General features: G+C 65.5%; 18 protein-coding genes. 3 read left to right on the top strand and 15 right to left on the bottom strand.

Translation table 11 applies throughout. The features are described from left to right. Positions 1 to 187 precede the first annotated feature (187 nt). Together AC0L3P_RS19470 and AC0L3P_RS19465 are read right to left on the bottom strand one after the other, a co-directional pair. The gene (locus AC0L3P_RS19470; protein ID WP_473304075.1) at positions 188 to 1,102 is read right to left on the bottom strand and encodes a phosphoribosylaminoimidazolesuccinocarboxamide synthase; all 915 of its coding nucleotides are present in this window, start codon (positions 1,100 to 1,102) and stop codon (positions 188 to 190) included. 78 nt (positions 1,103 to 1,180) lie between these two features. Next, positions 1,181 to 2,098 (bottom strand): pirin family protein, encoded by a 918-nt coding sequence (locus tag AC0L3P_RS19465; protein ID WP_473304073.1) that lies wholly within the window; start codon positions 2,096 to 2,098, stop codon positions 1,181 to 1,183. A gap of 292 nt (positions 2,099 to 2,390) precedes the next feature. Between AC0L3P_RS19465 and AC0L3P_RS19460 the strand changes: the two genes are divergently transcribed. Together AC0L3P_RS19460 and AC0L3P_RS19455 are read left to right on the top strand one after the other, a co-directional pair. Then, positions 2,391 to 3,452 carry a helix-turn-helix domain-containing protein gene (locus AC0L3P_RS19460; protein ID WP_473304069.1) on the top strand — a complete coding sequence of 354 codons (1,062 nt, stop codon included), beginning with the start codon at positions 2,391 to 2,393 and terminating at the stop codon, positions 3,450 to 3,452. 144 nt (positions 3,453 to 3,596) lie between these two features. Continuing rightward, positions 3,597 to 5,024, top strand: a complete 1,428-nt coding sequence (locus tag AC0L3P_RS19455) for a serine hydrolase domain-containing protein (RefSeq protein WP_473304067.1) — start codon at positions 3,597 to 3,599, stop codon at positions 5,022 to 5,024. Positions 5,025 to 5,210: 186 nt separating this feature from the next. Here AC0L3P_RS19455 and AC0L3P_RS19450 read toward each other — a convergent pair whose 3' ends face one another. After that, positions 5,211 to 6,578, bottom strand: coding sequence for an MmgE/PrpD family protein (locus AC0L3P_RS19450; protein WP_473304064.1), 1,368 nt, complete (start codon positions 6,576 to 6,578; stop codon positions 5,211 to 5,213). Between the two features lie 124 nt (positions 6,579 to 6,702). On the opposite strand from AC0L3P_RS19450, the gene AC0L3P_RS19445 reads away from it, so the two are divergent. Continuing rightward, positions 6,703 to 7,818 (top strand): FUSC family protein, encoded by a 1,116-nt coding sequence (locus tag AC0L3P_RS19445; protein ID WP_275168725.1) that lies wholly within the window; start codon positions 6,703 to 6,705, stop codon positions 7,816 to 7,818. A gap of 1 nt (position 7,819) precedes the next feature. On the opposite strand, the gene AC0L3P_RS19440 is transcribed toward AC0L3P_RS19445, so the two are convergent. The 12 genes from AC0L3P_RS19440 to dnaA all read right to left on the bottom strand — a co-directional run bounded on the left by AC0L3P_RS19440 (position 7,820) and on the right by dnaA (position 23,472). Further along, positions 7,820 to 8,470, bottom strand: coding sequence for a 2-hydroxychromene-2-carboxylate isomerase (locus AC0L3P_RS19440; protein WP_473304061.1), 651 nt, complete (start codon positions 8,468 to 8,470; stop codon positions 7,820 to 7,822). Continuing rightward, complete coding sequence (locus AC0L3P_RS19435) at positions 8,467 to 8,955, bottom strand: DUF2867 domain-containing protein (RefSeq protein ID WP_473304058.1); 489 nt, start codon at positions 8,953 to 8,955, stop codon at positions 8,467 to 8,469. Before AC0L3P_RS19435 ends, AC0L3P_RS19440 begins: the two co-directional genes overlap by 4 nt. Then, the gene (locus AC0L3P_RS19430) at positions 8,952 to 10,346 is read right to left on the bottom strand and encodes an MATE family efflux transporter (RefSeq protein WP_473304055.1); all 1,395 of its coding nucleotides are present in this window, start codon (positions 10,344 to 10,346) and stop codon (positions 8,952 to 8,954) included. The genes AC0L3P_RS19435 and AC0L3P_RS19430 overlap by 4 nt, the downstream gene beginning before the upstream one ends. A 211-nt stretch (positions 10,347 to 10,557) precedes the next feature. Then, positions 10,558 to 11,853: a UDP-N-acetylglucosamine 1-carboxyvinyltransferase gene (gene murA / locus AC0L3P_RS19425; protein WP_275168717.1), complete on the bottom strand. Its 1,296-nt coding sequence runs from the start codon at positions 11,851 to 11,853 to the stop codon at positions 10,558 to 10,560. 108 nt (positions 11,854 to 11,961) lie between these two features. After that, a complete protein-coding gene (locus AC0L3P_RS19420; RefSeq protein ID WP_473304051.1) occupies positions 11,962 to 12,429 on the bottom strand; it encodes a hypothetical protein in 468 nt (155 codons plus the stop codon). 253 nt (positions 12,430 to 12,682) lie between these two features. Next, the gene (gyrB, locus tag AC0L3P_RS19415; RefSeq protein ID WP_473304047.1) at positions 12,683 to 15,118 is read right to left on the bottom strand and encodes a DNA topoisomerase (ATP-hydrolyzing) subunit B; all 2,436 of its coding nucleotides are present in this window, start codon (positions 15,116 to 15,118) and stop codon (positions 12,683 to 12,685) included. A 281-nt stretch (positions 15,119 to 15,399) separates the two neighbouring features. Next, on the bottom strand, positions 15,400 to 15,975 hold the full coding sequence (locus AC0L3P_RS19410; RefSeq protein ID WP_473304045.1) for a hypothetical protein: 576 nt from the start codon (positions 15,973 to 15,975) through the stop codon (positions 15,400 to 15,402). Positions 15,976 to 16,171: 196 nt separating this feature from the next. Beyond that, a complete protein-coding gene (locus AC0L3P_RS19405; protein WP_473304043.1) occupies positions 16,172 to 18,340 on the bottom strand; it encodes a hypothetical protein in 2,169 nt (722 codons plus the stop codon). 125 nt (positions 18,341 to 18,465) lie between these two features. Further along, positions 18,466 to 19,203, bottom strand: a complete 738-nt coding sequence (locus AC0L3P_RS19400) for a hypothetical protein (RefSeq protein ID WP_473304041.1) — start codon at positions 19,201 to 19,203, stop codon at positions 18,466 to 18,468. A 119-nt stretch (positions 19,204 to 19,322) separates the two neighbouring features. After that, on the bottom strand, positions 19,323 to 20,459 hold the full coding sequence (gene recF, locus AC0L3P_RS19395; protein WP_473304039.1) for a DNA replication/repair protein RecF: 1,137 nt from the start codon (positions 20,457 to 20,459) through the stop codon (positions 19,323 to 19,325). A 109-nt stretch (positions 20,460 to 20,568) separates the two neighbouring features. After that, positions 20,569 to 21,687 (bottom strand): DNA polymerase III subunit beta, encoded by a 1,119-nt coding sequence (gene dnaN, locus AC0L3P_RS19390; RefSeq protein WP_007598262.1) that lies wholly within the window; start codon positions 21,685 to 21,687, stop codon positions 20,569 to 20,571. Between the two features lie 372 nt (positions 21,688 to 22,059). Beyond that, entirely contained in the window at positions 22,060 to 23,472 is a 1,413-nt protein-coding gene (gene dnaA / locus AC0L3P_RS19385) for a chromosomal replication initiator protein DnaA (protein ID WP_275169143.1), read from the bottom strand. Between the last annotated feature and the right edge of the window lie 186 nt (positions 23,473 to 23,658).

Genomic DNA, 23,658 nt, shown 5'->3' with positions numbered 1-23,658 from the left:
GCGCAGCAGGCGGATGGAGAGTCACCGAGCAGGCACACATACTCGGTGTCGTCCCGGCGAAGGCCGGGACCCATACCCCCAGGGAGATGTGTGGCGAAGATCGATTGTTCGGGATTAGAACCGTCAGCGATCGATAGACCTCGCGGTATGGGTCCCGGCCTTCGCCGGGACGACGATAGCGCCTGCGCTAAATCTTCAGTTCACTTCCCGTCACCCGGCGATACGCTTCCAGATACCGCTTGCTGGTTGCGTCCACCACGCTTGCGGGCAAAGGCGGCGGCGGGGCGTCGCCGTTCCAGCGGCCGGCGCGGCGCTCGACGTCGAGATAGTCGCGCAAGGGCTGCTTATCGAAGCTCGCCTGCGGCTGGCCCGGCTTGTAGGCGTCGACGGCCCAGAATCGCGAGGAGTCCGGCGTCATGACTTCGTCGATCAGGATGATGCGGCCGTCCTTGTCGCGGCCGAATTCGAACTTGGTGTCGGCGATGATGATGCCCTGCTCGCGGGCGAGCTCCTCGCCGAGCGTGTAGATCGCGCGGGTCATGCTCTCGAGCGTGTAGGCCGTCTCGTTGCCGACGACCTCGCGCATCTTCGCGATTGTGATGTTCTCGTCATGGCCGGTCTCGGCCTTGGTCGCCGGGCTGAAGATCGAAGGCTCCAGCTTCTCGCTCTCGACGAGACCCGCCTTCAGCTTCTCGCCGGCCAGCGTGCCGCTTGCCGCATATTCCTTCCACGCCGATCCCGAGAGATAACCGCGGATCACGCATTCGATCGGAAACACCGTGGTCCGGCGGCACAGCATGGCGCGGCCGAGAATTTCTGCGCGATGCGGCTTCAAGGCCGGCACGGCGCCGATGATCTCGTCGGTGTCGGCGCTGATCATGTGATGCGGCACCACGCCTTCGAGCTCGTTGAACCAGAACGCGCTGATTTGCGTCAGCACCGCGCCCTTCATCGGGATGGTCTCGCCCATCACGACGTCGAAGGCGCTGATGCGGTCGGTGGTGACGAGCAGCAGGCGGTCGTCATCGACGGCGTAGATATCGCGCACCTTGCCGCGCCCGATCTTGGGCAGCGGCAGGTCGCTGGAGAGCATGGCGGTCATCGGCAGAACTTTCGGAGCAAGGCCTTGCGACAGGAAAATCCGGCCGCACCTGATCGCGCGACCGGAAACCGGGATAGCCTATTCCGGCAGCGGAATGAACTCATGTTCCTGCGGAACTGCCGCGAAGCGGCCGGTTTTCCAGTCCTGCTTGGCCTGCTCGATCCGCTCCTTGCTGGAGGACACGAAATTCCACCAGATGTGGCGCGGGCCCTCCAGGGCGTCGCCGCCCAGAAACATCATCCGCGTGGCTCTGAGCGCCTTCACCGTGATCCGGTCACCCGGACGGAAGATCAGCAGTCGCGGCCCCTCGTAGCGCTCGTTCGCGATCTCGACCTCGCCGTCGACGACGTAGATGGCGCGCTCCTCGTGATCAGGATCGAGCGGCACGGTGGCGCCCCCGACCGCCGTGACCTCGGTATAGAACCATGGCGAAACCATCGACACAGGCGAGGTGATGCCGAAGGCCGAGCCCGCGATCACCTTCGCGGTGAAGTCGCGCTCGGAGACCATCGGCAGGTCACCCGCGCCGTAATGCTGGAACGATGGCGCGATCTCTTCCGATCCCGCCGGCAGCGCGATCCAGCTTTGCAGGCCCAGCATCTTCTGCCCCGAGGCGCGCTGCACATCCGGCGTGCGCTCGGAATGCGCGATGCCGCGGCCGGCTGTCATTAAATTCATCGCGCCGGGCTGGATTTCCTGGATGTTGCCCTCACTGTCGCGATGCATGATCGCGCCGTCAAAGAGATAGGTGACCGTGGCAAGCCCGATATGTGGATGCGGCCGGACGTCCATGCCCTTGCCGGAGACGAATTGCACAGGCCCGAAATGGTCGAAGAAGATGAAGGGACCGACCATCTGCCGCTTGCCGTGCGGCAATGCGCGCCGCACCGCGAAGCCATCGCCGAGATCGCGCGTGCGCGGAACGATGACGAGATCGAGCGCATCGCAGGACATGGGATCGCCGAGGACGGGATCGTTCGAGGGTTGCCAACTCATGATGGACTCCTTTTGGCTTTCTTGGTCCCGACGCTAGCAGAAATTTACACCGCCGTCGCGACAAAGCCGGGTTCAGACGTTGTGACGGCAGCAGTGCCGCATGCACGACTGTCATCGTCCGCGAAAGCGGGCGATCCAGTACGCCGCGGCCCATCAGCTCGATTACAACCCTCTCGGAGTACTGGATCGTCCGGTCAAGCCGGACGATGACAGCTGTGGTGCGGATGGTGCTTGAAAAAATCAACCCGACGGACGATGTTCGGCTCGCCCATACCGATGGCCACAGCATCTGATGACATCAGCCGCCCTTGAACTCGCATTCCGCGCCGCTTCTGTGGCGTTGCTATTAGTGCTGGCGGCATCGCTTGTCAGCGATTTCCGCAATGTGCTGGCAGCCCGGCTCGGTGCGGCCTTGGCACTCGGCTCGGCCGCGCATGCCGCGAGCTATTCCGTCGGCATATCGCCGCTGGTCCCGACATGGCATGCGCCGCTGATCGCGGTGTCGACCGGCAATATCGTGGTGTTCTGGCTGTTCACGCGCGCGCTGTTCGACGACGAGTTTCGCCTGCGCCGGTGGCACGGATTGACCTGGGGGTTGGTGACAGCGTTCAGCTTCGTCAGCTGTCTCTGGATCGCGCCCGGCGGACATGTCCGGCTCGCCGTCACCGCGGTGAACCTGATCGTGCTCGGCTTCATTGCGCTCGCGATCATGCAGACGATCGGCTCATGGTCGGCCGATCTGGTCGAGCGCCGCCGCCGTGTTCGCATCTTCATCGTCTGTGCTGCCGCGCTCTATGGCGGACTGAACGCGCTGCTCCAGATCCTCGTGGTCGGCAGCGACGTCGGCGATGTCGCCAACACCGTCAATACCGGCGTGCTCGCCAGCATCGTCGCGGCCATCGCCTATGCGATCATGCGCGTGGACGGCGCCGACCTGTTTCCAGCCGCCGCGGAGGCTGCGCCGGCGATCGCGGCGAGCCAGCCTGTGGGCGAGGACGCCGCCGACCAAAAGTTCATCGACGCCCTGATGCGGCTGATGGTGGACGAGCGGATCTATCGCCAGGAGAACATCAGCATCGGCGTGCTGGCGGGCCGGCTGAAAATTCCCGAATACCGGCTGCGGCGGCTGATCAACCAGAGGCTCGGCTACCGCAACTTCAATGTGTTCCTGAACAACCACCGGATCGAGGAGGCCAAGGCCGCGCTGGCCGATCCCGCCCAAGCCGAGGTCCCCGTCATTACCATTGCGATGGACTCTGGCTTCCAGTCGCTCGGCCCGTTCAACCGCACCTTCAAGGCCGTGACCGGCGTGACGCCGACGGAATACCGGCGGCTCAAGGTGAATGCTGTCTGATCTTTAGTGTACTGAAATATCTGGGTTATTTTGGAATCGGCGAGCGTCTCGCGGTTTTCGGCGACGCCGTTTCCAAATCCGGCGAGCGGGCATCGCGTGAATGCCGTCTCGTCTCCGGCACACGCCTCAAGCCGGAGCAAGCCTGTGACCCGCCGCCGCAAGATTGTCCTTCTCACCACCACCGTCGTCTTTGCCGGCCTCGCGCTCGGCGCGGTTCGCGCCCATGACGTACCCAAGGTCGCCACCGGCTTCATCGCCGACATGCTCTGTTCCGAGACGTTTGTCTCGGGCCTCGATGTCAGGCGTAATTTGTCCGAGACCGCCGATGCTATGCCGGGCGCCGGTCTGCTCACCTGGGCGATGGAGTATCAGGTCGATCGCGCACGCAAGGACGTCACGGTGACGCTGTTCGGCATTGGCCGCAGCCATGCCGTCTATCGCGAGGGCCTCGGCTGCACGCTCGAGCACGGCACTGATATCGCCGACGTCAGGCTGCCGCCTGATGACAGGCAGCCGGCTTTGCTGCCCGAGATCGCCGGGCCCGCGGTCGTATCGCCACAAAGCCCGGAGCTGTCAGCCGCGCTCGATCGCGCCTTCGCCGAGCCGACGTCGCCGCCATTCCGCCGTACCCGCGCAATCGTCGTCATGAAGTCGGGCCGCATCATCGCGGAGCGCTATGCGGAGGGCATCGGACCGGAGACGCCGCTGCTTGGCTTCTCCATGACCAAGTCCGTGATCTCGGCTCTCACCGGGATCCTCGTGCGCCAGGGCAGACTGAAGCTCGACGGGCCCGCACCGGTCGCCGCCTGGACAAATCCGGACGATCCGCATCACGCCATCACCGTCGATCAGCTGCTGCGCCACACCGCGGGCCTGGCGCTCGGCAGCTCGCTTCAGGCCTCGCTCGGCTCCGCCTTCGAGCCGGTCAATCGCATGAAATTCATCGAAGACGACATGGCGGCTTATGCCGCGAGCATGCCGCTCGCGACCGCGCCGGGCACCGTGTGGAATTACCACGATGGCAACACCATCATGCTCGCGCGTCTGATCCGCAACGCCGTCGGCGGCAATCCAGCCGATGCGCTTGCCTTCGCGCGCCGCGAATTGTTCGCGCCGCTCGGCATGCGCCATGTCACGCTCCAGCTCGACGGCGCCGGCACGATCAAGGGGTCGAGCGAGATGCTCGCATCCGCGCGCGACTGGGCGCGGTTCGGCCAGCTCTATCTCAACGATGGCGTCGTCGGCGGCCGGCGCATCCTGCCCGAGGGCTGGGTGAATTACTCGGCGTCGGCGACGCCAGGCGCGTGGGTCGGTATCGGCGCCGGCTTCTGGACCAACCAGGGCGACAGCTTTGGCGCGACCTTCCGCATCGACCACGGCTGGCCGCGCGATGCCTTCTTCGCCAAGGGCACGATCGGGCAATACACGATCGTGATTCCGTCGGAGCGTCTGGTGATCGTGCGTTTAGGCCGTTCGCCGAACGCACCGCCAGAAGCGGACGGTGTGTTCGATCTGGTGCGCGACGTGGTTGCGGCTACGCGCGAGAAGGGAAAGTTGGCGCGGACGAATTGAGGTGCTCTCTTCCCTTCCCCTTGTGGGAGAAGGTGGCGCGAAGCGCCGGATGAGGGGTATGCTTCTGCGAATGCAATTGTGAGAGGTGTGCTCGCGGAGAGAACCCCTCACCCGTCTCGCCGCTGCGCGGCTAGCCACCCTCTCCCACAAGGGGCGAGGGTGCACCGCTCGCGTAGCGCAATTCTACTAACGTCCCAGCTCCGTCGCCTTCGCCACGCGATCGAACCGCTCCAGCGTCATGATCGCGTCCGCGAATTTCTCCGCGCGCGCGTTCAGCACCGGGCGGGCCAGCGTCAAAAACTTCTGCTGCATCGCCTGCGCATCGGGAAAGGAGGTCGGCTCTCCCGAGGGATCGGCATAGAGGCGCTCATGCACGCCGTCGTCCGTCGTGATGCTCACGCGCGCGCCAAAGGGATGGGTGCGGCCAACTTCGAGCCGATCGTCCTGCACCACGTCGAATTTGTCGGCGAGTGCGTCGATGGCTGCGTCGCCCAGGCGGCTGTAGTCGTCCCAGCCAAATGAGCCCTGGTCGAGCGCGAGCGCGCCGGTGAAGAACATCGAGAACTGACCGCCGACGATCGAGGTCGGGTGGCGCTTGGTCGCGGCGTCGCCGGTCAAGGTGATGCCGTTGCGATGCAGTCCGATCTCGACGCGCTTGACCTGATCGGGCGTCAGATTGTGCTCGCGCCGCATCGCGATCAGCGCGTCGATCGCGGCGTGGGTATAGCGGCAGCTCGGATACGGTTTCACGCCGATCTTCATGGTTTCGTAAGTCTTGCCGAGCTCGGCGACCGCCTTGTCGGGATGCGCATCGTCGGTGTAGCCGGTGAGCAGGCCGTGCTTGCCCTCGACCGATTCCGTCGCGCCGACGAAATCGTTGCGCGCCAGCGTCGCGGCGATCACGCCATTCATCGCGGCGGCGCCGACCTGGTAGCGCTTGTTCCAGGCGCCGTTGACCAGGAATTGCAGCGAGCCCGCGGCTTGGCTGCCGGCGACGCCGAAGGCGGCGATGAGCTGTTGCTCGGACAGGCCAAACAGTTTGCCGGCGGCCGCTGCTGCGCCATAGGTGCCGGCGGTGGCGGTGGGGTGAAAGCCGCGGGCATAATGCGAGGTCGGGTCGAGCGCGTTGCCGAGCCGGCAGCAGACCTCATAGCCCGCAACGATCGCGGTCAGCACGTCGCGGCCCGACGCGCCGACCATCTCGCCGATGGCGAAGGCGGCCGGAACCACCGGCGCGCTCGGATGCAACGAGGAGTCCGCATGGGTGTCGTCGAAGTCGAGGGAATGGCCGAGCGCGCCGTTGAGCAGCGCCGCGACTGCCGGCGTCCAGGTCTTGCTGTCGCCGAACACGGTGGATTCGCCTTTGGTGTCGAGCGCGAGCGCCTCCAGCATCTTCAGGATCGAGGGGGTCGATTCCGCTTCGCTGCGGGCCCGGATCGCGCTGCCAAGGAAGTCCAGCGTCAGCACTTTTGCGCGATCCAGCACTTCCGCCGGAATATCCTGGAATTTCAGGTTGGCGACATAGGCGGCGAGCGTTGCGGTTTCGTGAGCCATCGTGTTTCCTCGTTTTGGCGCGCAAGTTAGGCGGGCTGATTTGGCCTTTCAAGCGGCCTCGGGGCCGCGGGCATCAGCTATGCTTTTGGCTGGCTTTACCAGAGTTGGACCGGGATACGCGACCATGGCATTCGCAGGAGAGCTGTTCGACCGGGTCTGGTCGCGAAAGACCCAATTGGGGTTGGCGATCCGGGTCACGGTGGCGGCCACCGGCGCCTACGCGCTCGCCACCGCGCTGCATCTCTTGTTGCCGCTCTGGGCCGTCCTCACCTCCATCATCGTGACCCAGATGAGCGTCGGGCGCTCGCTGAAGGCGACGCGCGATTACATGCTCGGCACCATCGGCGGCGCGATTTATGGCGGCGCTATCGCGATCCTGATCCCCTATTCCGGTGAACTGGGCCTGCTGGGTCTGCTGGTGCTGGCCGTGGCGCCGCTTGCCTTCGTCGCATCGATCTATCCCAATCTGAGCTCTGCAACGGTGACGGCCGTGATCGTGCTCGTGCTTCCGTCGATGCATCATGCCGATCCCATGGCCTCGGCGATCGATCGCGTCAGCGAAGTCGCGGTCGGCGCCATCACTGGGTTGCTGGTCTCCTTCCTGGTGCTGCCATCGCGCGCGGTACGGCAAATCCGCGCCAGCGCGGCGAAGCTGCTCGAACTGATCGCGGAGGCCTTCACCGAATTGCTCGCCGGCCTGACGCGCGGCCGGGACAATGACGCGCTGCATCGGATTCAGGACGGTATCGGCACCGCAATGGTCGGCATGAATACCATTGGTGCCGAAGCCGAGCGCGAGCGCTCGGCGCGATTGTCGAGCGGGCCGGACACCGGCCCGTTGTTGCGCACGATCTTGCGGCTGCGCCATGACGTCGTGATGATCGGCCGCGCGACCGTGGTGCCGCTGCCGGCCGAGGTGCAGACACGGCTTGCCGCGCCGCTGACGGAAGTCTCGACCGTGATCGCACGCTTCCTGCGTTCGGCCGCCGCGGCCTTGCGCGAAGGCGCCGGCGCTCCGCCGATCCATCCCGTGCATGTCGCGCTCCAGCATTATGCCGAGGCGGTCGCCGCCGTGCGCCAGGACGGCCTGATCCGGGGCCAGCCCAGCGACACCGCGGAGCGCTTTTTCGCGCTCGGCTTTTCGCTGGAGCAGATGCACCAGAATCTCTGCGATCTCGATCGCGTCGTCGGCGAATGGTCGGAGGCCGCGGCCGACAAGCCCGCGCGCGTAGCGGAGTGAGCTAGCGCCGCATCAAGCCCTTGCCTTCCATGCGCCAGACCAGCAAATCGATGCGGTCCTGGCCGAAGAACGGCTCGTTGTCGAACACGAAGGTCGGTACGCCCCAATGGCCGGAGGCGGCATGGTCCTTCTCATTCTCCGTGATCACCTGCTCGTAGCGATCCGGGTCTGCGGTGATCGCGGCGTCCATCGCGGCGAGATCGAAGCCGGCCTTGTCCGCGGCGCGCGCGAGATGATCGCCCTCGTTCCAGCCCGCCACCGAGCCGTCCCACAGCACGCGGGCGATCGCATCGGTGAATGCGAGCGAGCGTCCCTCGAGCTGCGCCATGGCACCAAGCCGGGTCAGGCGGTGGATGTAGGGCTGCTCCGCCGCAATGTCGAACGTCACCTTGTCCTGCACGATCGGATCGGGCCTTGGAAAGCGGAACGGAATGCCCTCGTGCTGCGCCACGCGCGTGCTGTCGAGCACCACATAGCGAATGAAGTTCGGGCTGGCCTTCTTGAAAAACCCGGGCACACGGACTGCGAGCGGATAGACCGGCCGCAAATTCACCCCCAGATCGTAGGTTTCGACAAGTTTGAGCGTTTTCGGCAGCGCCAGATAGCTGAACGGGCTGCGAAAGGAGTAGAAGAGGTCGACGGAGAGCGTCATCGCGCCGGCTCCGCGATCCGGCTCATCATGCCGCGGACCACGAGCTTGTGGAAGGGCATGATAACCGCAAGGTAGGTGCGGCCGAGCAGATTATGCGTCCGCACCAGCGTGGTCGAGGTCACCCGCCGTCCCGTCGCTTCGCCTGTCACATCGACCACGAGACGAAAATCGAGGTGGGAATCGTCGAAGCCGGCGACCAGCCGTTCCGGCGTTTCGCTGAGCACCGGAAACGGGCCGATCAAACCGCCCGGCGCCGGCGCGCCCTCGCCCGATGTCTTCAGACCGAATGGCGCCACCAGAATATTGCGCAGGCGCATCAGTGCATCGATCCAGCGCAGTCCGTGCAACACCATCCTGGTGCAGGCCTCGCGGGCATTCACCGGTGCTGTGCCGATCTCCACGCGAAAGGCGTCGATGAAATGCGCACCGGCCAGCAGCGTGCCGGCATCGACATTGGGAGTGACTTCGCGGACGGTTCCGTTCATCCCGCCAGTTTGCGCGTCAGCATCCGGAAGCGCAAGATCAGAAGCCCGGCATAGACGAACGATCCGATCGACAATCCGATCCAGACACCGACCGCGCCGAGATCCGCGTGAAAAGCGAGCCACCAGGCGATGGGAAAGCCCACGCACCAATAGCCGATCGCGGCGAATACCAATGTCATCCTGGTGTCATTGATGCCGCGCAGCGCGCCGCCCATGATGGTCTGGATAGCATCGGCGATGAAGAAGGTCGCGCCGACCAGGAGCAGCTTCGCTGTCAGCTCGACGCTCGCCATGCTCGCCTCGCCGCTGCCGAAGAACAGCCGTCCCAGCTCATAGCGGCCGAGAATGATCGCAACGGTCAGCGCCGAGACGAACGCGATCCCGATCACGGCTGCCACGAGACCTGCGCGCTTCACCGCGAGCGGCTCACCGCGGCCGAAGGCATGGCCGACCCGCACCGTGGCCGCCATGCCGATGCCGAGCGGGACCATGAACAGCACGGCGGTGACCTGGAGCGCGATCTGATGCGCCGCGAGCGCCGTGGTCGAGATCAACCCCATCAGCAGCGCCGCCGAAGAGAACAGGCCGTATTCCAGCAGCAGCGAGAACGAGATCGGGGCGCCGATCGCGATCAGTTTTCGCATCAGAGGCCAGTCGATCCGCCAGAAATGGGCAAGCGGACGATAGTCCGCGAACGGCGTGCGCAGGCCCGCAATGGCGAGCGTGGCGACGAACGTGCCGAGATTGACCAGCGTTGTCGCAAGCCCCGCGCCGAACAGGCCGAGCTCCGGCAGGCCGAACAGGCCATGGATCAGGACGTAGACCAGCGCGGCATTGACGGGGATCGCCGCGAGCGTGATCCACAGCGGGGCCTGCGGCCGGTTCACCGCGCTCATCATGCTGCGTAGCGCGATGAAGCCGAGCGCCGGCGCGATGCCCCAGGCCAGCCCGTTTAGATAGCGCTGGGCGAGCGCGGCCGAGTGCGGCGCCTGACCGAGTGCGACCAGGATGTGCTCGCCATAGAGCGGCGAGGCCATCATCGGCAGCGAGATCAGCAACGCGACCCACAAGCCGACGCGCAAGGAGCGGCGGATGCGTCTGATATCGCCGGCGCCAAAGGCTTGCGCGACCAGCGGCGACACCGCCGCCATCAATCCGAGCCCGAAGGTGAAGCTGACGAAATAGACCGTATGCGCCAGCGCTGCTGCTGCGACCGCGCTCTCGCCGAGCCGCCCGATCAGCGCGAGATCGGTCGTGATCATCGCGATCTGCCCGAGCTGCGTCAGCATCATCGGCACGGCCAGCCGCAGCGTCTCGACGAATTCGTCGGCGAGAGGATTTAGCGGCACGCCGGCTTGCGGCTGCGTACGGGGTTGGATGGTGTCGAGCATGGCCGGGTCAATAGCACAGCCGGGCGACGAAAACATGGCTTCCGCTTCTTCCTCTCTCCCCTTGCGGGAGAGGGTGGCTTGCCGCGTAGCGGCGAGACGGGTGAGGGGTTGTCTCCGCGAGTCCATCTCTCGCGATGTGAATTTGCGGAGAGAACCCCTCATCCGGCGCTTCGCGCCACCTTCTCCCGCAAGGGGAGAAGGGAAAAGCGTCTCACCCCTTCCGTTCGGGCACGCGCCTGATCTTCGCGCCGAGCGCATTCAGCCGTTCGTCGATGCGCTCGTAGCCGCGCTCGATCTGGTCGGCGTTGTTGATCGTGGAGGTGCCCTCGGCGCAGACGGCCGCGAGCAGCATGGCCATTCCGGCGCGAATGTCGGGTGAGGTCATCGTCGCGCCGTGCAGCCGGCTCGGCCCTGCGATGATGGCGCGATGCGGATCGCACAGCACGATGCGCGCGCCCATCGCGATCAGCTTGTCGACGAAGAACATCCGCGATTCGAACATCTTCTCGAACATCAGGATCACGCCCTCGCATTGCGTTGCGGTGACGATTGCGATCGACATCAGGTCGGCCGGGAAGGCCGGCCAGGGCTGGTCTTCCAGCTTCGGCACGTGGCCGCCGAAATCGTCCTGGATCTTCAGCGTCTGGTTCGAGGGCACGATGAGATCGTCGCCCTCGATGCGGCAGACGATGCCGAGCCGCTCGAACCCCATCCGGATCGAGCGCAGATGCTCGACGCCCGCGCGCGTGATGCGAAGCGGCGAACGCGTCACGGCCGCAAGCCCGATCAGCGAACCGACCTCGATATGGTCGGGCTGGATCCGGTAGGTCGCACCGCCCAGCGTCGCCGGACCGTGCACGATCATGGTGTTGGTGCCGATGCCCTCGATCCCAGCGCCGAGCGCGACCAGGAAGTTGGCGAGGTCCTGCACATGCGGCTCGGACGCGGCGTTGCGCAAATACGTGGTGCCTTCGGCGGCGACGGCCGCGACCAGCGCGTTCTCGGTCGCGGTCACGCTGGGTTCGTCCAGGAACACGTCGGCGCCGGTCAGTTTCGAAGCGCGGAATTCGAGCCGGTCGGTCGCGGTGACCTTGGCTCCCAACTGCTCCAGCGCGAGCACATGCGTGTCGAGCCTTCGGCGGCCGATGACGTCGCCGCCGGGCGGCGGCAGCATCACTTCGCCGCAGCGGGCGAGCAGGGGGCCCGCGAGCAGGATCGAGGCGCGGATGCGGACGCACAGCTCAGGATCGAGATCGGCGGCGCGGATGCTCTTGGCGTGAATATGAAGCGTGTTGCGGGCGGTCCATTCCGCCGCCGCGCCGACCGAGCGGATCAGTTCGACCAGCGTCTCGGTGTCGCGGATCCGCGGCACGTTTTCCAGCGTCACCGGATGCTCGGTGAGCAGGGCTGCGGCGATGATCGGCAGCGCGGAATTCTTGTTGCCGGACGGCTCGATCGAGCCCGAGAGCCGGTGACCGCCCTCGACGATGTACTGGATGGGCGCCACGGGGTTCTCGCTGTCCTGTTGGTGGGGCGGGTTTTCGAGGCGGAAACTACAGAGAATTGAGCGCGGTAGCAATTGCGCCGGCCGCGGCTCGAGCCTGCCCGAAGGGCCTTAAAACAGCCCGATGATATTCGCCACCACATAGAGGATCGCGATCAGAATCAGCGCGCCGATCACGACAAAGTAGATTTCGATCGCGACGGCGCCGGTGCCGAGCGTGGCCGCCACGGCGGCGAGGAGCCGTTCCTCCCGAAAAATGAGCGCAAGGACCGAGAGCAGGATCGCGAGCAGGCCGAGCGAGATCGCGGTGACTGAGGAGGCTTCGCTCCAGCTTCGTCCAGCCGATTTCTCGACCTTCGGAGCCTGATACTCCATGCCCTTCATCCGCGCGATCACGCGGTCCTTGATGCGGTGTCCGGTGTCGACGATGACCTGATCCGCCGGTGGTGGCGGAAACACGAGCGGCACCACCCAATGCGGCAACACCGCCGCCATCAGCGCCAGCATGCCGACAATGCTGCCGATGATGCCCAGACGGCGAGATGGCACAGCGGAACTGGTTGCTGCGGAGCTGGTCATGGCGTGGCGCTTCCCGGCCCGAACAGGCCTCGCGGGTTTATGCCACTTCGTCGCGATCGCGGGTGGTGAGGTTCAGGGGGAGCCGAGCACAAGCTCCTGACGGCTCGGCCTCGTGGTTCGAGACGCGCCGCAGGCGGCGCTCCTCACCATGAGGGTTTAGAGTTTCGCCGCGAAGCGAGACCTCATCCTGAGGAGCCCGCCAAAGCGGGCGTTCGAAGGATGGGCCGCAACAAGATCGCCGGTACGACCGATCTCAGATATCGATCGTCGCGCTCAGCGAATGTTCCTGGATGAAGTCGCGGCGCGGCTCGACCACGTCGCCCATCAGCTTGGTAAAGATGTCGTCGGCCTCGTCGACCTCCTTGACCTTCACCTGGAGCAGCGATCGCGCATTGATATCCAGCGTCGTCTCCCAGAGCTGTTCCGGGTTCATCTCGCCCAGCCCTTTGTAGCGCTGCAGCGTGACGCCCTTGCGGCCGGCGTCGGTGACGGCCTCGAACAGATCGACCGGCCCGTAGACCATGTGCTCGACGTCCTTGCGCCGCAGCTTGCCGGGGCGGGCATAAACGTCCTGGAGCTTCACCGTGTACTCGTCGAGCTTGCGGGCTTCGACCGAGCCCAGGAAGGCATCGTCGATGAGGGCGACTTCCTTGACGCCGCGCACCGTGCGCTCGAACTGGAAACCCTGGCCTTCCACATATTGACCGATCCAGCCGCGCTCGACCTCGTCGGCGAGCGTGTCGAGGCGGGCGGCGATGTATTGCGCGGCCGCGGCGGCCTTCTCCGGATCGCCGTAGATCGCCTTGTTGAGCACGCCGGTGATGGCGGCCTGCTCGATCACCTTGCGATTGTAGCGGGTGTGCAGGCTGCGCAGGATGCCGCGGACGGCGCGGGCGTCGTCGACCAGCGAGCGCAGGTCGCGGCCGGTGCGATCGCCGCCGCTGCCGGGAATATAGAGGCAATCGTCCAGCCCGGTGTCGATCAGATAGTCTTCCAGCGCCCGCTCGTCCTTCAAATATTGCTCGGACTTGCCGCGGTTGACCTTATAGAGCGGCGGCTGGGCGATGTAGAGGTAGCCGCCGTCGATGATCTCGCGCATTTGCCGGTAGAAGAAAGTGAGCAGCAGCGTGCGGATGTGGGCGCCGTCGACGTCGGCGTCCGTCATCACGATGATCTTGTGATAGCGCAGCTTCTCGATCGAGAACTCGTCGCTGATGCCGGTGCCGAGCGCGGTGATCAGCGTGCCGATCTGCTCGCTGCCCAGCATCTTGTCGGGACGCACGCGTTCGACGTTGAGGATTTTGCCGCGCAGCGGCAGCACGGCCTGGAATTCGCGGTTGCGGCCCTGCTTGGCGCTGCCGCCTGCCGAGTCACCCTCGACGATGAAGAGCTCGGATTTCGCCGGGTCCTTCTCCTGGCAATCGGCGAGCTTGCCGGGCAGCGAGGAGACCGAGAGCGGGCTCTTGCGCGTCAGCTCGCGCGCCTTTCGCGCGGCTTCACGGGCGGCGGCGGCCTGGATCACCTTGCCGACGATCATCTTGGCTTCGGAAGGATGCTCCTCGAACCAGGCCTGCAGCGCCTCGTTGAGCACGTTCTCGACCACGGGGCGCACTTCCGAGGACACCAGCTTGTCCTTGGTCTGCGACGAGAATTTAGGGTCCGGCACCTTCACCGAAAGAACGGCGGTGAGGCCTTCGCGGCAATCGTCGCCGGTGAGCGCGATCTTTTCCTTTTTCGCATTGGCCTCGGCATAGCCGTTGACCTGGCGCGTCAGCGCACCGCGGAAACCGGCGAGATGGGTGCCGCCGTCGCGCTGCGGGATGTTGTTGGTGAAGCACAGCACGTTCTCGTGGTAGCTGTCGTTCCACCAAAGGGCCGCCTCGACACCGATGCCGTTGGCTTCCGCGCGCACCATGATCGGCGCCGGCACGATCGCCTTCTTGTTGCGGTCGAGATATTTGACGAATTCCTCGACGCCGCCGGAATAGTGCATCTCCTCGCGCCTCTCGACCGCGTGCCGCATGTCCGAAAGGGCGATGTTGACGCCGGAGTTGAGGAAGGCGAGCTCGCGCAGCCGGTGCTCCAGCGTGGCGAAATCATACTCGATGTTCTTGAAGGTTTCGGTCGAGGCCTGGAACGTCACCTCGGTGCCACGCCTGCCGGGCGCGTCGCCGACCACCTTGAGCGGCGCGACCGCATCGCCATGGGCGAATTCGATGTAGTGTTCCTTGTTGTCGCGCCAGATGCGCAAGCCGAGCTTGCTCGACAGCGCGTTGACGACCGAGACGCCGACGCCGTGCAGGCCGCCGGAAACCTTGTAGGAATTCTGGTCGAACTTACCGCCGGCATGGAGCTGGGTCATGATGACTTCGGCTGCCGAGATGCCTTCGCCCTTGTGGATGTCGACGGGAATGCCGCGTCCGTCGTCGCGCACGGTGACGGAATTGTCGGCATTGAGCACGACGTCGACGCGCGTAGCATGTCCCGCGAGCGCCTCGTCGATCGCGTTGTCGACGACCTCGTAGACCATATGATGCAGGCCCGAGCCGTCATCGGTGTCGCCGATATACATGCCCGGGCGCTTGCGAACGGCGTCGAGACCCTTGAGCACGCGGATCGATTCCGCCCCGTAATCGCTCGGATTTGAGGGTTCGTTTTCGGCAGGCGTCTGCCGAGCAGGTTCTGTCATGAGAGGCCTTCGAGATGTCGCCCGAATCAGCGGCGCAAAAGGCGCTGATATGCAGGCTATTTGTGCCACGAAAGACGGATTGCGCCTAGCGCAAAGTATCTCCCGGCAAGTCTTTGATGAGATAGGGTTTTTTAGCCTATTTTCAAGCCTCACGATGGCCGATTTCGGCCGCTGCAAAAAGCCTGATTCGACGCTCTGTTTTCAGCCCTCAGAGACGTGGATTTTGCGGGGCGGAGAAGCGATCTGAGAGGGCCGTGGCGCCCCGGAACCGGCCAGCGGGTTCAGTAGATCTGATCCGGCTTCTGATCGTCGTCATCCCACCTGAGGGACCAAGCTTCGCCCGCAGCCAGGGTGATGGTGTCGGTACGCGACAGATGGCCGGACACGCGCAGCTCGTAGGAATAGGTGCCGGGCGGCAGATCCAGCGTTTGTGGGTGATTTGCGCCGCCCGCGATCTCGACGGTCCTATCGTTGATCGTGAGCGAAGCCACGTCAGGTACAAGATAGCCGAATATCAGCCGCGCTTGTCCGGCTATCGGCAGGAAGTTGGCCTTGGCCGCGGCCTCGGTATTCCGCTGCACAAGCTCGACCGTGGTCTCGTCCTTGGCGCGGGCCAGCTTCAGGGTGGCCGGCCCCTTTGGGGAGACGAAGGCGAGTTGAGCGTGATCGGCGGCGACCATCGTGCCGTGCGGCTTTTCCTCCCAGCCGCGCTTTGCGAGCTCCGTGCGGTAGAAGGCCAGCACATCGCTGAGCTCGGCTTGCACATGGGTTTCGTATCCGACACGCAGCGGGACTTCAATGCCGGTCGCACGGGTGGTTTTGGAGGCGAAGAAGTTGTGTTGCTTCGGCACCGGCATGTCGGCGCCGGGATCCGCCGGTGTGAGTGCGGCCGAAGTTTGCGGCCATGGATGTGGTATCCATCCGCCCGCGCTTGCGGCGGCCAGACCGCCTGCGAGAAGCACGACGCCGCACAGCGGCAGCAAGCGGCGTGCCGGCCCTCTCATCATGCGCCTTACGGTCGCCATCTCCGTTCTCCGCATCAGCGCCCCTGGCTCAATACATCTGCAGCGGCAGCACGTCTCCGCTTGGTCCCACCAGGAGGCCCCAGGCATCGCCGGCGGCTACGGTGAGCGTCTCGGTGCGAGCAGGACGTCCGGGCAGGCGCAGCGCGTACTGGTACTTGCCGGGCGGCAGATCGAGCATCGGGCCTTTTGGCAACTGCGGACCGCCGGCGCCGGCCGCGATCTTCACGGTCTGATTGTTGATCGTCAGCGATGCTTCCTTCGGCCCCATATTGCCGAGCATCAATCTCGCCTGTCCCGCCTTCGGCATGATGTCGGCCTTGGCCGCGGCCTGCGGATTTCGCTGCATCAGGCTGACCGTCGTCTCGTCCCTGGCGCGGCCGAGCTTCAGCACGGCCGGTCCCTCCGGCGAGGTGAACGCGAGCTCAGCCCGCTCGGCCGTCACGATCGCGCCGTCGGTCTTTTCCTGCCAACCCCGCTTGGCCAGCTCCGCGCGATAGAAGGCGAGGACCTCGCCAAGCTCGGCGGGGACGCTGGCTTCGAGCTCGGTCCGGAACGACTGGTCGCTGCCGGGGAATTTCGTGGAGCTTAATCCGGTCGAACTGCGCTGTGTCGGCACCGGCAGGGCGGAATCGGAATCGGGCGTGAGCGGCTCCCTCGATTTGGTCTGGACCGCCTTAGCCTGCGTCGATTTGGCCTCGACGGGCTTCGCCGCGGCGACGACCAGACCGGAGCCGTTGGCGCTGACGTTCACCTTCGGCCCCATCTGCATCACGGTCATCGAAATCGACTTGCCGCTCTTGGAGAATTCCATCATCGCCATGTTGGGCTGGTTGATGACGGAGGGCTGCTCTTTCCAGCCCGCTGGCTTGAGCGATGCGCGATAGAACGCGGTGAGCGCCTTCACGCTCGAGGTCGAGGAGAATTCGAGCCTGCCGTCCTCGCCCTCGAAGTTCACGCCTTCGGCGTTTTCGGGCAGCGGCACCGGAGTCTTGCTGTCGGCGAGCGCATTCAGCGGCGCGTCAGACAATGCGGCCGCCTGCACCTTGCGCCTTGCTTCGTCGGCGGTGATCAGCTGCTTGGCCGCACCTAACGCATCCCCAAGGAACTTTTCGTCCGCCTCTTTCTTCGCCTTTGCACGGGCGGCAAGCGCGGATCCCTTCACCTGCACGGTGAGGCTGACCATGGTGAAATCGTATTTGCGGCCGAGCCGCAGCACGCCGGTTTCCTCCGCCGAAGAGATCTTGATCGCGACCTCGTCGCCGGGCGCGAGTGGCGCGCTGCCGTCCTCCTGCCAGCCGCGCGCGGCAAGCTCGCGGTGATAGAAGGCGAGCACGGCGGGCAGCTCGGCCATCGCGGCGGCCGACATCTCGCGCTTGTCGGAGCTTGCGCTGCCGAGGCCCCTGGCCGTCTTGGTCGGGCTCGGCCGCGGCAGGCCGGCCAGATCGCTATCGGCCTTGAGCTCGCTGGGTAGGGCGAAGGGCGCGACCCGGATATCGACATTGGTGCGGCCATCGTCGCGGCGCGTCAGCGTCAGCATTACAGGCTTCTGCTGATAGAAGCCGGTCTCCTTGCTATCGGCGTGCGCGTAGAACGCGCGCAGGCCGTTGGGAGCGGTTTCATCCAGGCTGGTCGTCCAGCGCGCAGCGGTTTCCGGCGTGAGCTTCTGCCAGCCGATCGCAGCCATCTGGCTGGCATAGAAACCCGACGTTGCATCGAGCGGCGTCGGCGCGACGCAGCCGAGATAGGGTCGGGTCCCGTCGAACACGATGTCGCTTGCGCCTTCCGGAAACGGCACGTTCCCGTAGATCCGGTCGGTCGTGTAGTAAACCACGGACTGGTCGGGCCGGCCGGGCGCCTGCGTGAAATGAACGGAAAGGCCCTGTCGTCCCTTCCTGAACTTCAGCAGGGTGCTTTTCTCCTCAAGCGGCATCACATAGGACACCCAGCCGTTGGCGCTCAGGAGCTTTTGGATCGCGGGCAGTGTCACGGCCTGCGGCGTCGGTACGCGATATTCGACGCGATAGGGATCGGGGCGCGAGGTGTCTTCCACCGCACCTTCGAGCTGCGGCAGCGCGTGGACGTCGACGACGCCCTCGTCGGCGCCGGCTGCGATCGAGCAGCTCGCCATCAGGAAGAGACCGCATGCAAGCAGCCGCCATCGTGCCGGGACTTGCATCCCGCGCGGGATCATCGCCATTGTTACGTCTCCTGGATGCCGCGCGTCGCCTGGGCGCGCGCGATTGCAACGGCTGCGACACCGTCGGCGAGCCTCAGACGAGAAGTCGCGGCAGGAACCGGGCAGGTTCAAACATCCCGGACCAGTCAATACAGCTGGAGCGGCGACCATGCCTCGCCGTCGCGCCCGACGGTGAGCTCCCAGGCGTCGCCGGCCGCGACGGTGAGGATGTGGGTCCGGGCCGGACGGCCGGGGACGCCCAATTCGTAGGAATATTTGCCGGGCGCCAGATCCAGCGAGACGGCGTTAGCGCCGGCGGCGCGCTTGATGGTCCGCGCGTTGATCCCGAGCACGGCTTCCGTCTCGCCGATGTTGCTGAACACCAGCTTCGCCTGGCCCGGTTCGGGCATGACATTCGCCCGGGTTGCAGTATCCGAGTTCTTCTGCACGAGATGGACCAAGGTGCTGCTGTCTTTGCGGCCGAGCTCCAGCATGGCCGGCCCGAGCGGAGAGACGAACGCGAGTTGCACGTGATCGGCGGAGACGACGGCGCCATCGTGCTGCTCCTGCCAGCCGAGCTTTGCGAGCTCCCTGCGGTAGAAGGCGAGAACGTCGCTGAGCCCGGCGGGCACGGTGGCTTCGAGCTTGACGCGAAGCGGCGCTTCGACGCCCCGCATCAGGGTGGTGTGGATCCCTCTAAAGCTGTAGCGGGTCGGTGCGGGCAACCTGGCATCGGGATCCGGCGTGAGATCGGCCGAAAACAGCGGCTGCGGCATCCAGGCGCCGGCGCTTGCCGCGAGCATGCACGTCGCGAGCAAGACGAGGCCGCACGCAAACGCCCGCCATCGTGCCGGAGCTTGCGCCCCGGACCTTGCCGCCCGCATCTCACTCTCCAGGGTCTCGCGCGTGATGTCATTGCGCGATTGCAAAACGGCTGCGACACCGTCGCCGCCGCCTCCGGCAACTAGTCGCGGCGGAAATGGGGCTGGTTCAACGGCGGCGACTAGCGCCGGGCCGATACCTGTCCGCTTTCGACGTCAAAGATCTCGCCCCCAGCGCCGATCTCGGCGAAGGCGGCGGGGTCTGCGCCGGTCAACCACACCTGCGCGCCGAGTTTGCGCAACTCGTCGAACAGCGCCGCGCGCCTATTAGGATCGAGATGCGCGACGACCTCGTCGAGCAGCAGCAACGGCACGATGCCGGTCATCTCGGCGACCAGGCTCGCATGCGCCAGCACCAGCCCGATCAGCAGCGCCTTCTGCTCGCCGGTCGAGGCATCGCGCGCCGGCATGCTTTTCGGCGCGTAGATCACCTGCAGATCGGTGAGATGCGGACCATCCGTGGTGCGGCCGGCGATGGCGTCACGCGGACGGTTGTCGCGCAGGATCTGGCGGTAGCGGTCCTCGACCGAGGTCGCGGTCTCCGTCAGCAGCGCGTTCTCCATCCAGCCGTCGAGCGCGATCTGCGCCGAGGGGAAGGCGGAGGCCTGCGCGCGAGCGTTCAGCATACCGGTCAGCCGCGCCGCGGTCTGGCCGCGGGTCGCGGCGACCGCGACCGCAAGCTCCGCGGTCTCGCGCTCGATCGCGTCACACCAATGGTCGTCGTAATTGCGCGTCTCGAGCAGGCGGTTGCGCGAGCGCAGGGAGCGTTCGAGCGCGGAGATGCGGCTGGAATGGTCGCTGTCGATGGCAAGCACCAGGCGGTCGAAGAAGCGCCGCCGCTCGGACGCCGCGCCCATGAACAGCCCGTCCATCGCCGGCGTCAGCCACACCATGCGGATGTGGTCGCCGAAGGACGCCGCCGAATTGACCGGTTCGCGGTCGATGCGGCAGCGCCGGCTGACCGCGGCGTCTGCGCGCGGCGGATCGATGCCGGTGCCGAGCGTGGCAAGGCCCAGCGCGCCCTCGACCTGTGCCGACACCGCCCAGGAGCCGTCGCCCTGGTTGTCGGCGACGTCGTCCAGCGTCGCGCGCCGCAGGCCGCGGCCCGGCGACAGGAACGAGATCGCCTCGATGCAATTGGTCTTGCCCGCTCCGTTCGGCCCGACCAGCGCCACCAAGTCAGCCTTAGCCTCGAGCCCCGCCGCCCGGTAATTACGAAAATGCGTCAGCGTCAGGCGATGAATGCGGGAGGGGGTCATGTTGTCTTTGTCATTGCCGGGCATCCACGTTTTGTCTCCAAAGACGTGGATGGCCGGGACAAGCCCGGCCATGACGGATGTAGTCGATGCGAAGGAGCGCCGGTAGCCCTCACACCCGCATCGGCATCAGCACGTACAGCGCGCTCTTGTCGTCGCGGTCTTGCACCAAGGTGGGCGAGCCGGGGTCGGCGAGCCGGAGCGTTGCGACGTCGCCTTCGATCTGGGCGGCGATGTCGAGTAGGTAGCGGGAGTTGAAGCCGATATCGAGCGCGTCGGAAGCGTATTCGACTTCGAGCTCTTCGGTCGCGCTGCCGGAATCCGGATTGGTCACCGACAGCACCAGCTTGCCCGGCGACAGCGAGAGTTTCACGGCGCGCCCGCGCTCGCTGGAAATCGTCGAGACGCGGTCGACCGCGTTCTCGAAATCCTTCTTGTCGACGACGAGCTCCTTGTCGTTGCCCTGCGGGATCACGCGGCCGTAATCGGGGAAGGTGCCGTCGATCAGTTTTGAGGTCAGCACCACATTGCCGATGGTGAAGCGGATCTTGGCCTGCGACAGCTCGATCGTGACCTCGGCCTCGTTGTCCTCGATCAGACGCTGCACTTCGCCGACGGTCTTGCGCGGCACGATCACGCCGGGCATGCCCTCGGCGCCCTTGGGCTGCACCAGGTCGAGCTGGGCGAGGCGGTGGCCGTCGGTGGCGACGCCGCGCAGGGTGGCGGCTTTGGCGGAGCCCGCGGCATGCAGGTAGATGCCGTTGAGATAATAGCGGGTCTCCTCCGTGGAGATCGCGAACTGGGTGCGGTCGATCAGCCGCTTGACGTCCTTGGCGGCGAGACTGAACGAATGCGACATGTCGCCGGCGGCGAGATCCGGAAAATCATTCTCCGGCAGGGTCTGCAGCGTGAAGCGGGAGCGGCCGGCGCGGATCGCCAGCACGGCGCGGTCGCCATCGGCTTCGAGCACGATCTGCGAACCGTCCGGCAGCTTGCGGACGATGTCGTAGAACATGTGCGCCGGCACGGTGGTGGAGCCCGCGGTCGCGGTTTCCGCCGCGAGCGTTTCGGTGACCTCGAGGTCGAGGTCGGTCGCCTTCAGCGACAATTTCGCGTTCTCGGCCCTAACAAGCACGTTGCCGAGGATCGGAATCGTGTTGCGGCGCTCGACCACGCGGTGGACGTGGCCCAGCGACTTCAGGAGTTGCGCGCGTTCGACCGTAACCTTCATTGCACTACTCGCCCGATCCCCAAGGAAACACACATCTGGAAAAGCCGGGCGGCTGGACGCGCGCCACGGCACCGAAGACCCCGGAAGGCCGGATCATCCAGCCGATATGACCAAAGCCGTCAGGGTCGCGCAAGGTGGCGCGGATGGCCTCCGGATTCAAGGGATCGGGAGGCAGTTCCCCACGATTTACCGATGTTTCCGCAACGCGCTGAACGCCTCGCCGGGCACGGACGTCTCTGCACCCGTCATGGCCGGGCTTGTCCCGGCCATCCACGTCTTGGTTCGCGGTCCTAAGAACGTGGATGCCCGGGACAAGCCCGGGCATGACGACCTCCGATGCAGCTTGGGATGGGGCCGGAAGAAAATAGGCGTTTATTCCTGAAGCTGGCGCTTGAGCGATTCGACCTCGTCCGACAGCGCCGTGTCCTTGGAAACCAGGGCCTCGATCTTGCGCACGGCGTGCAGCACCGTGGTGTGGTCGCGCCCGCCGAAGCGGCGGCCGATTTCCGGCAGCGATCGCAGGGTCAGCGTCTTGGCGAGATACATCGCCACCTGGCGCGGACGGACCACGTTGGCGGTCCGGCGCGAGGACAAGAGGTCGGAGCGGCTGACATTATACTGCCGTGCCACCACGCGCTGGATGTCCTCGATCTTGATCCGCTTCGGCTCCTGCGGCCGGATCAGGTCGCGCACCTCGTGCTCCGCCATCTCCAGCGTCACCGGCCGGCTGTTGAGCTTCGAATGCGCGAGCAGGCGGTTGATCGCGCCTTCGAGATCGCGGCCGTTGTGGGTGATGGCGCGGGCCAGATAGGTCAGCACCTCCTCCGGCACCTCGAAGGTCGCATGATGGGCGCGGGCCGCGGCGACGCGCGACTTGAGAATACCGTGCCGCAGCTCCTCGCCGAGCGAGGCCATCTCGACCACGAGGCCGCCGGCCAGCCGCGAGCGCACGCGGTCGTCGAGGCTTTCGAGATCGGACGGCGGACGGTCGGCCGCGATCACCACCTGGCGGCCGGCATCGATCAGCGCGTTCAGCGTGTGACAGAACTCGGCCTGGGTCGACTTGCCCTGCAGGAACTGGAGATCGTCGATCACGAGCACGTCGATGCCGCGCAACGCTTCCTTGAAGGCCAGCGCCGTCTGCGTCTTCAGCGCGGCGACGAAACCGTACATGAATTTCTCGGCGGTGAGATAGAGCACCTTGCGCTCGTTGCCGGAATTGCCGGCCCAGGTCACCGCCTGCAGGAGATGCGTCTTGCCGAGGCCGACACCCGCATGGATATAGAGCGGATTGAACATGACGGGATCGCCGCGACGACCCTCGGCGACCTGACGCGCAGCCGCATGCGCCAGCGTGTTGGAGCGACCGACGACGAAGCTTGCAAATGTCAGGCGCGGATCGAGCGGCGAGCCGCCGAGCGCATCATGATTGGCCGAGACCGGCGCGGTCGCGGTCGAACGCAGCTCCGGCGCAGGCGAGCGGCGCGTTTCGATCGGCGCGGGCGCTTCCTTCTGCTGAACCACGGGGCGCACGGCCGAGCGCACGGTGAGATCGATGCGATGCACTTCGGGCATCTCGGCCTGCCAGCACGACAGCACGCGCTCGGCATAATGGGCCTGGATCCAGCTCTTCAGGAAGCGGGTCGGCACCGACAGACGCACGCTCTCGTCCTGGACGCCTTCCAGATCCATGCGCGCGAACCAGCTCGTATAGACGTCCTCGCCAACGTTCGAGCGCAGCCGACTCTTCACGCGTGACCAGCGATCCTGTTCCGGGGTTGTCATCATTTGAGAACTTTTCTTGAGAGATAAGGTTGCGTGGTGAGCGCCATGCAGAGTTCCTGCCAGGGATACCTGCCCAGGGATATTTGCGATGGCGGGACCTCAAGCGATTTCACCTGCAGGCATGGCTCGACCGTTCGGCGGAAACGCCGCGTCCGATCAGCGATGTCTAGAGATGGAGGGGTCGCG

The organism is Bradyrhizobium sp. WSM4874 (genome assembly GCF_055811835.1).
The sequence above is the reverse complement of the archived record's forward strand: the minus strand, read 5'-3'. Positions and strand labels throughout refer to the sequence as shown.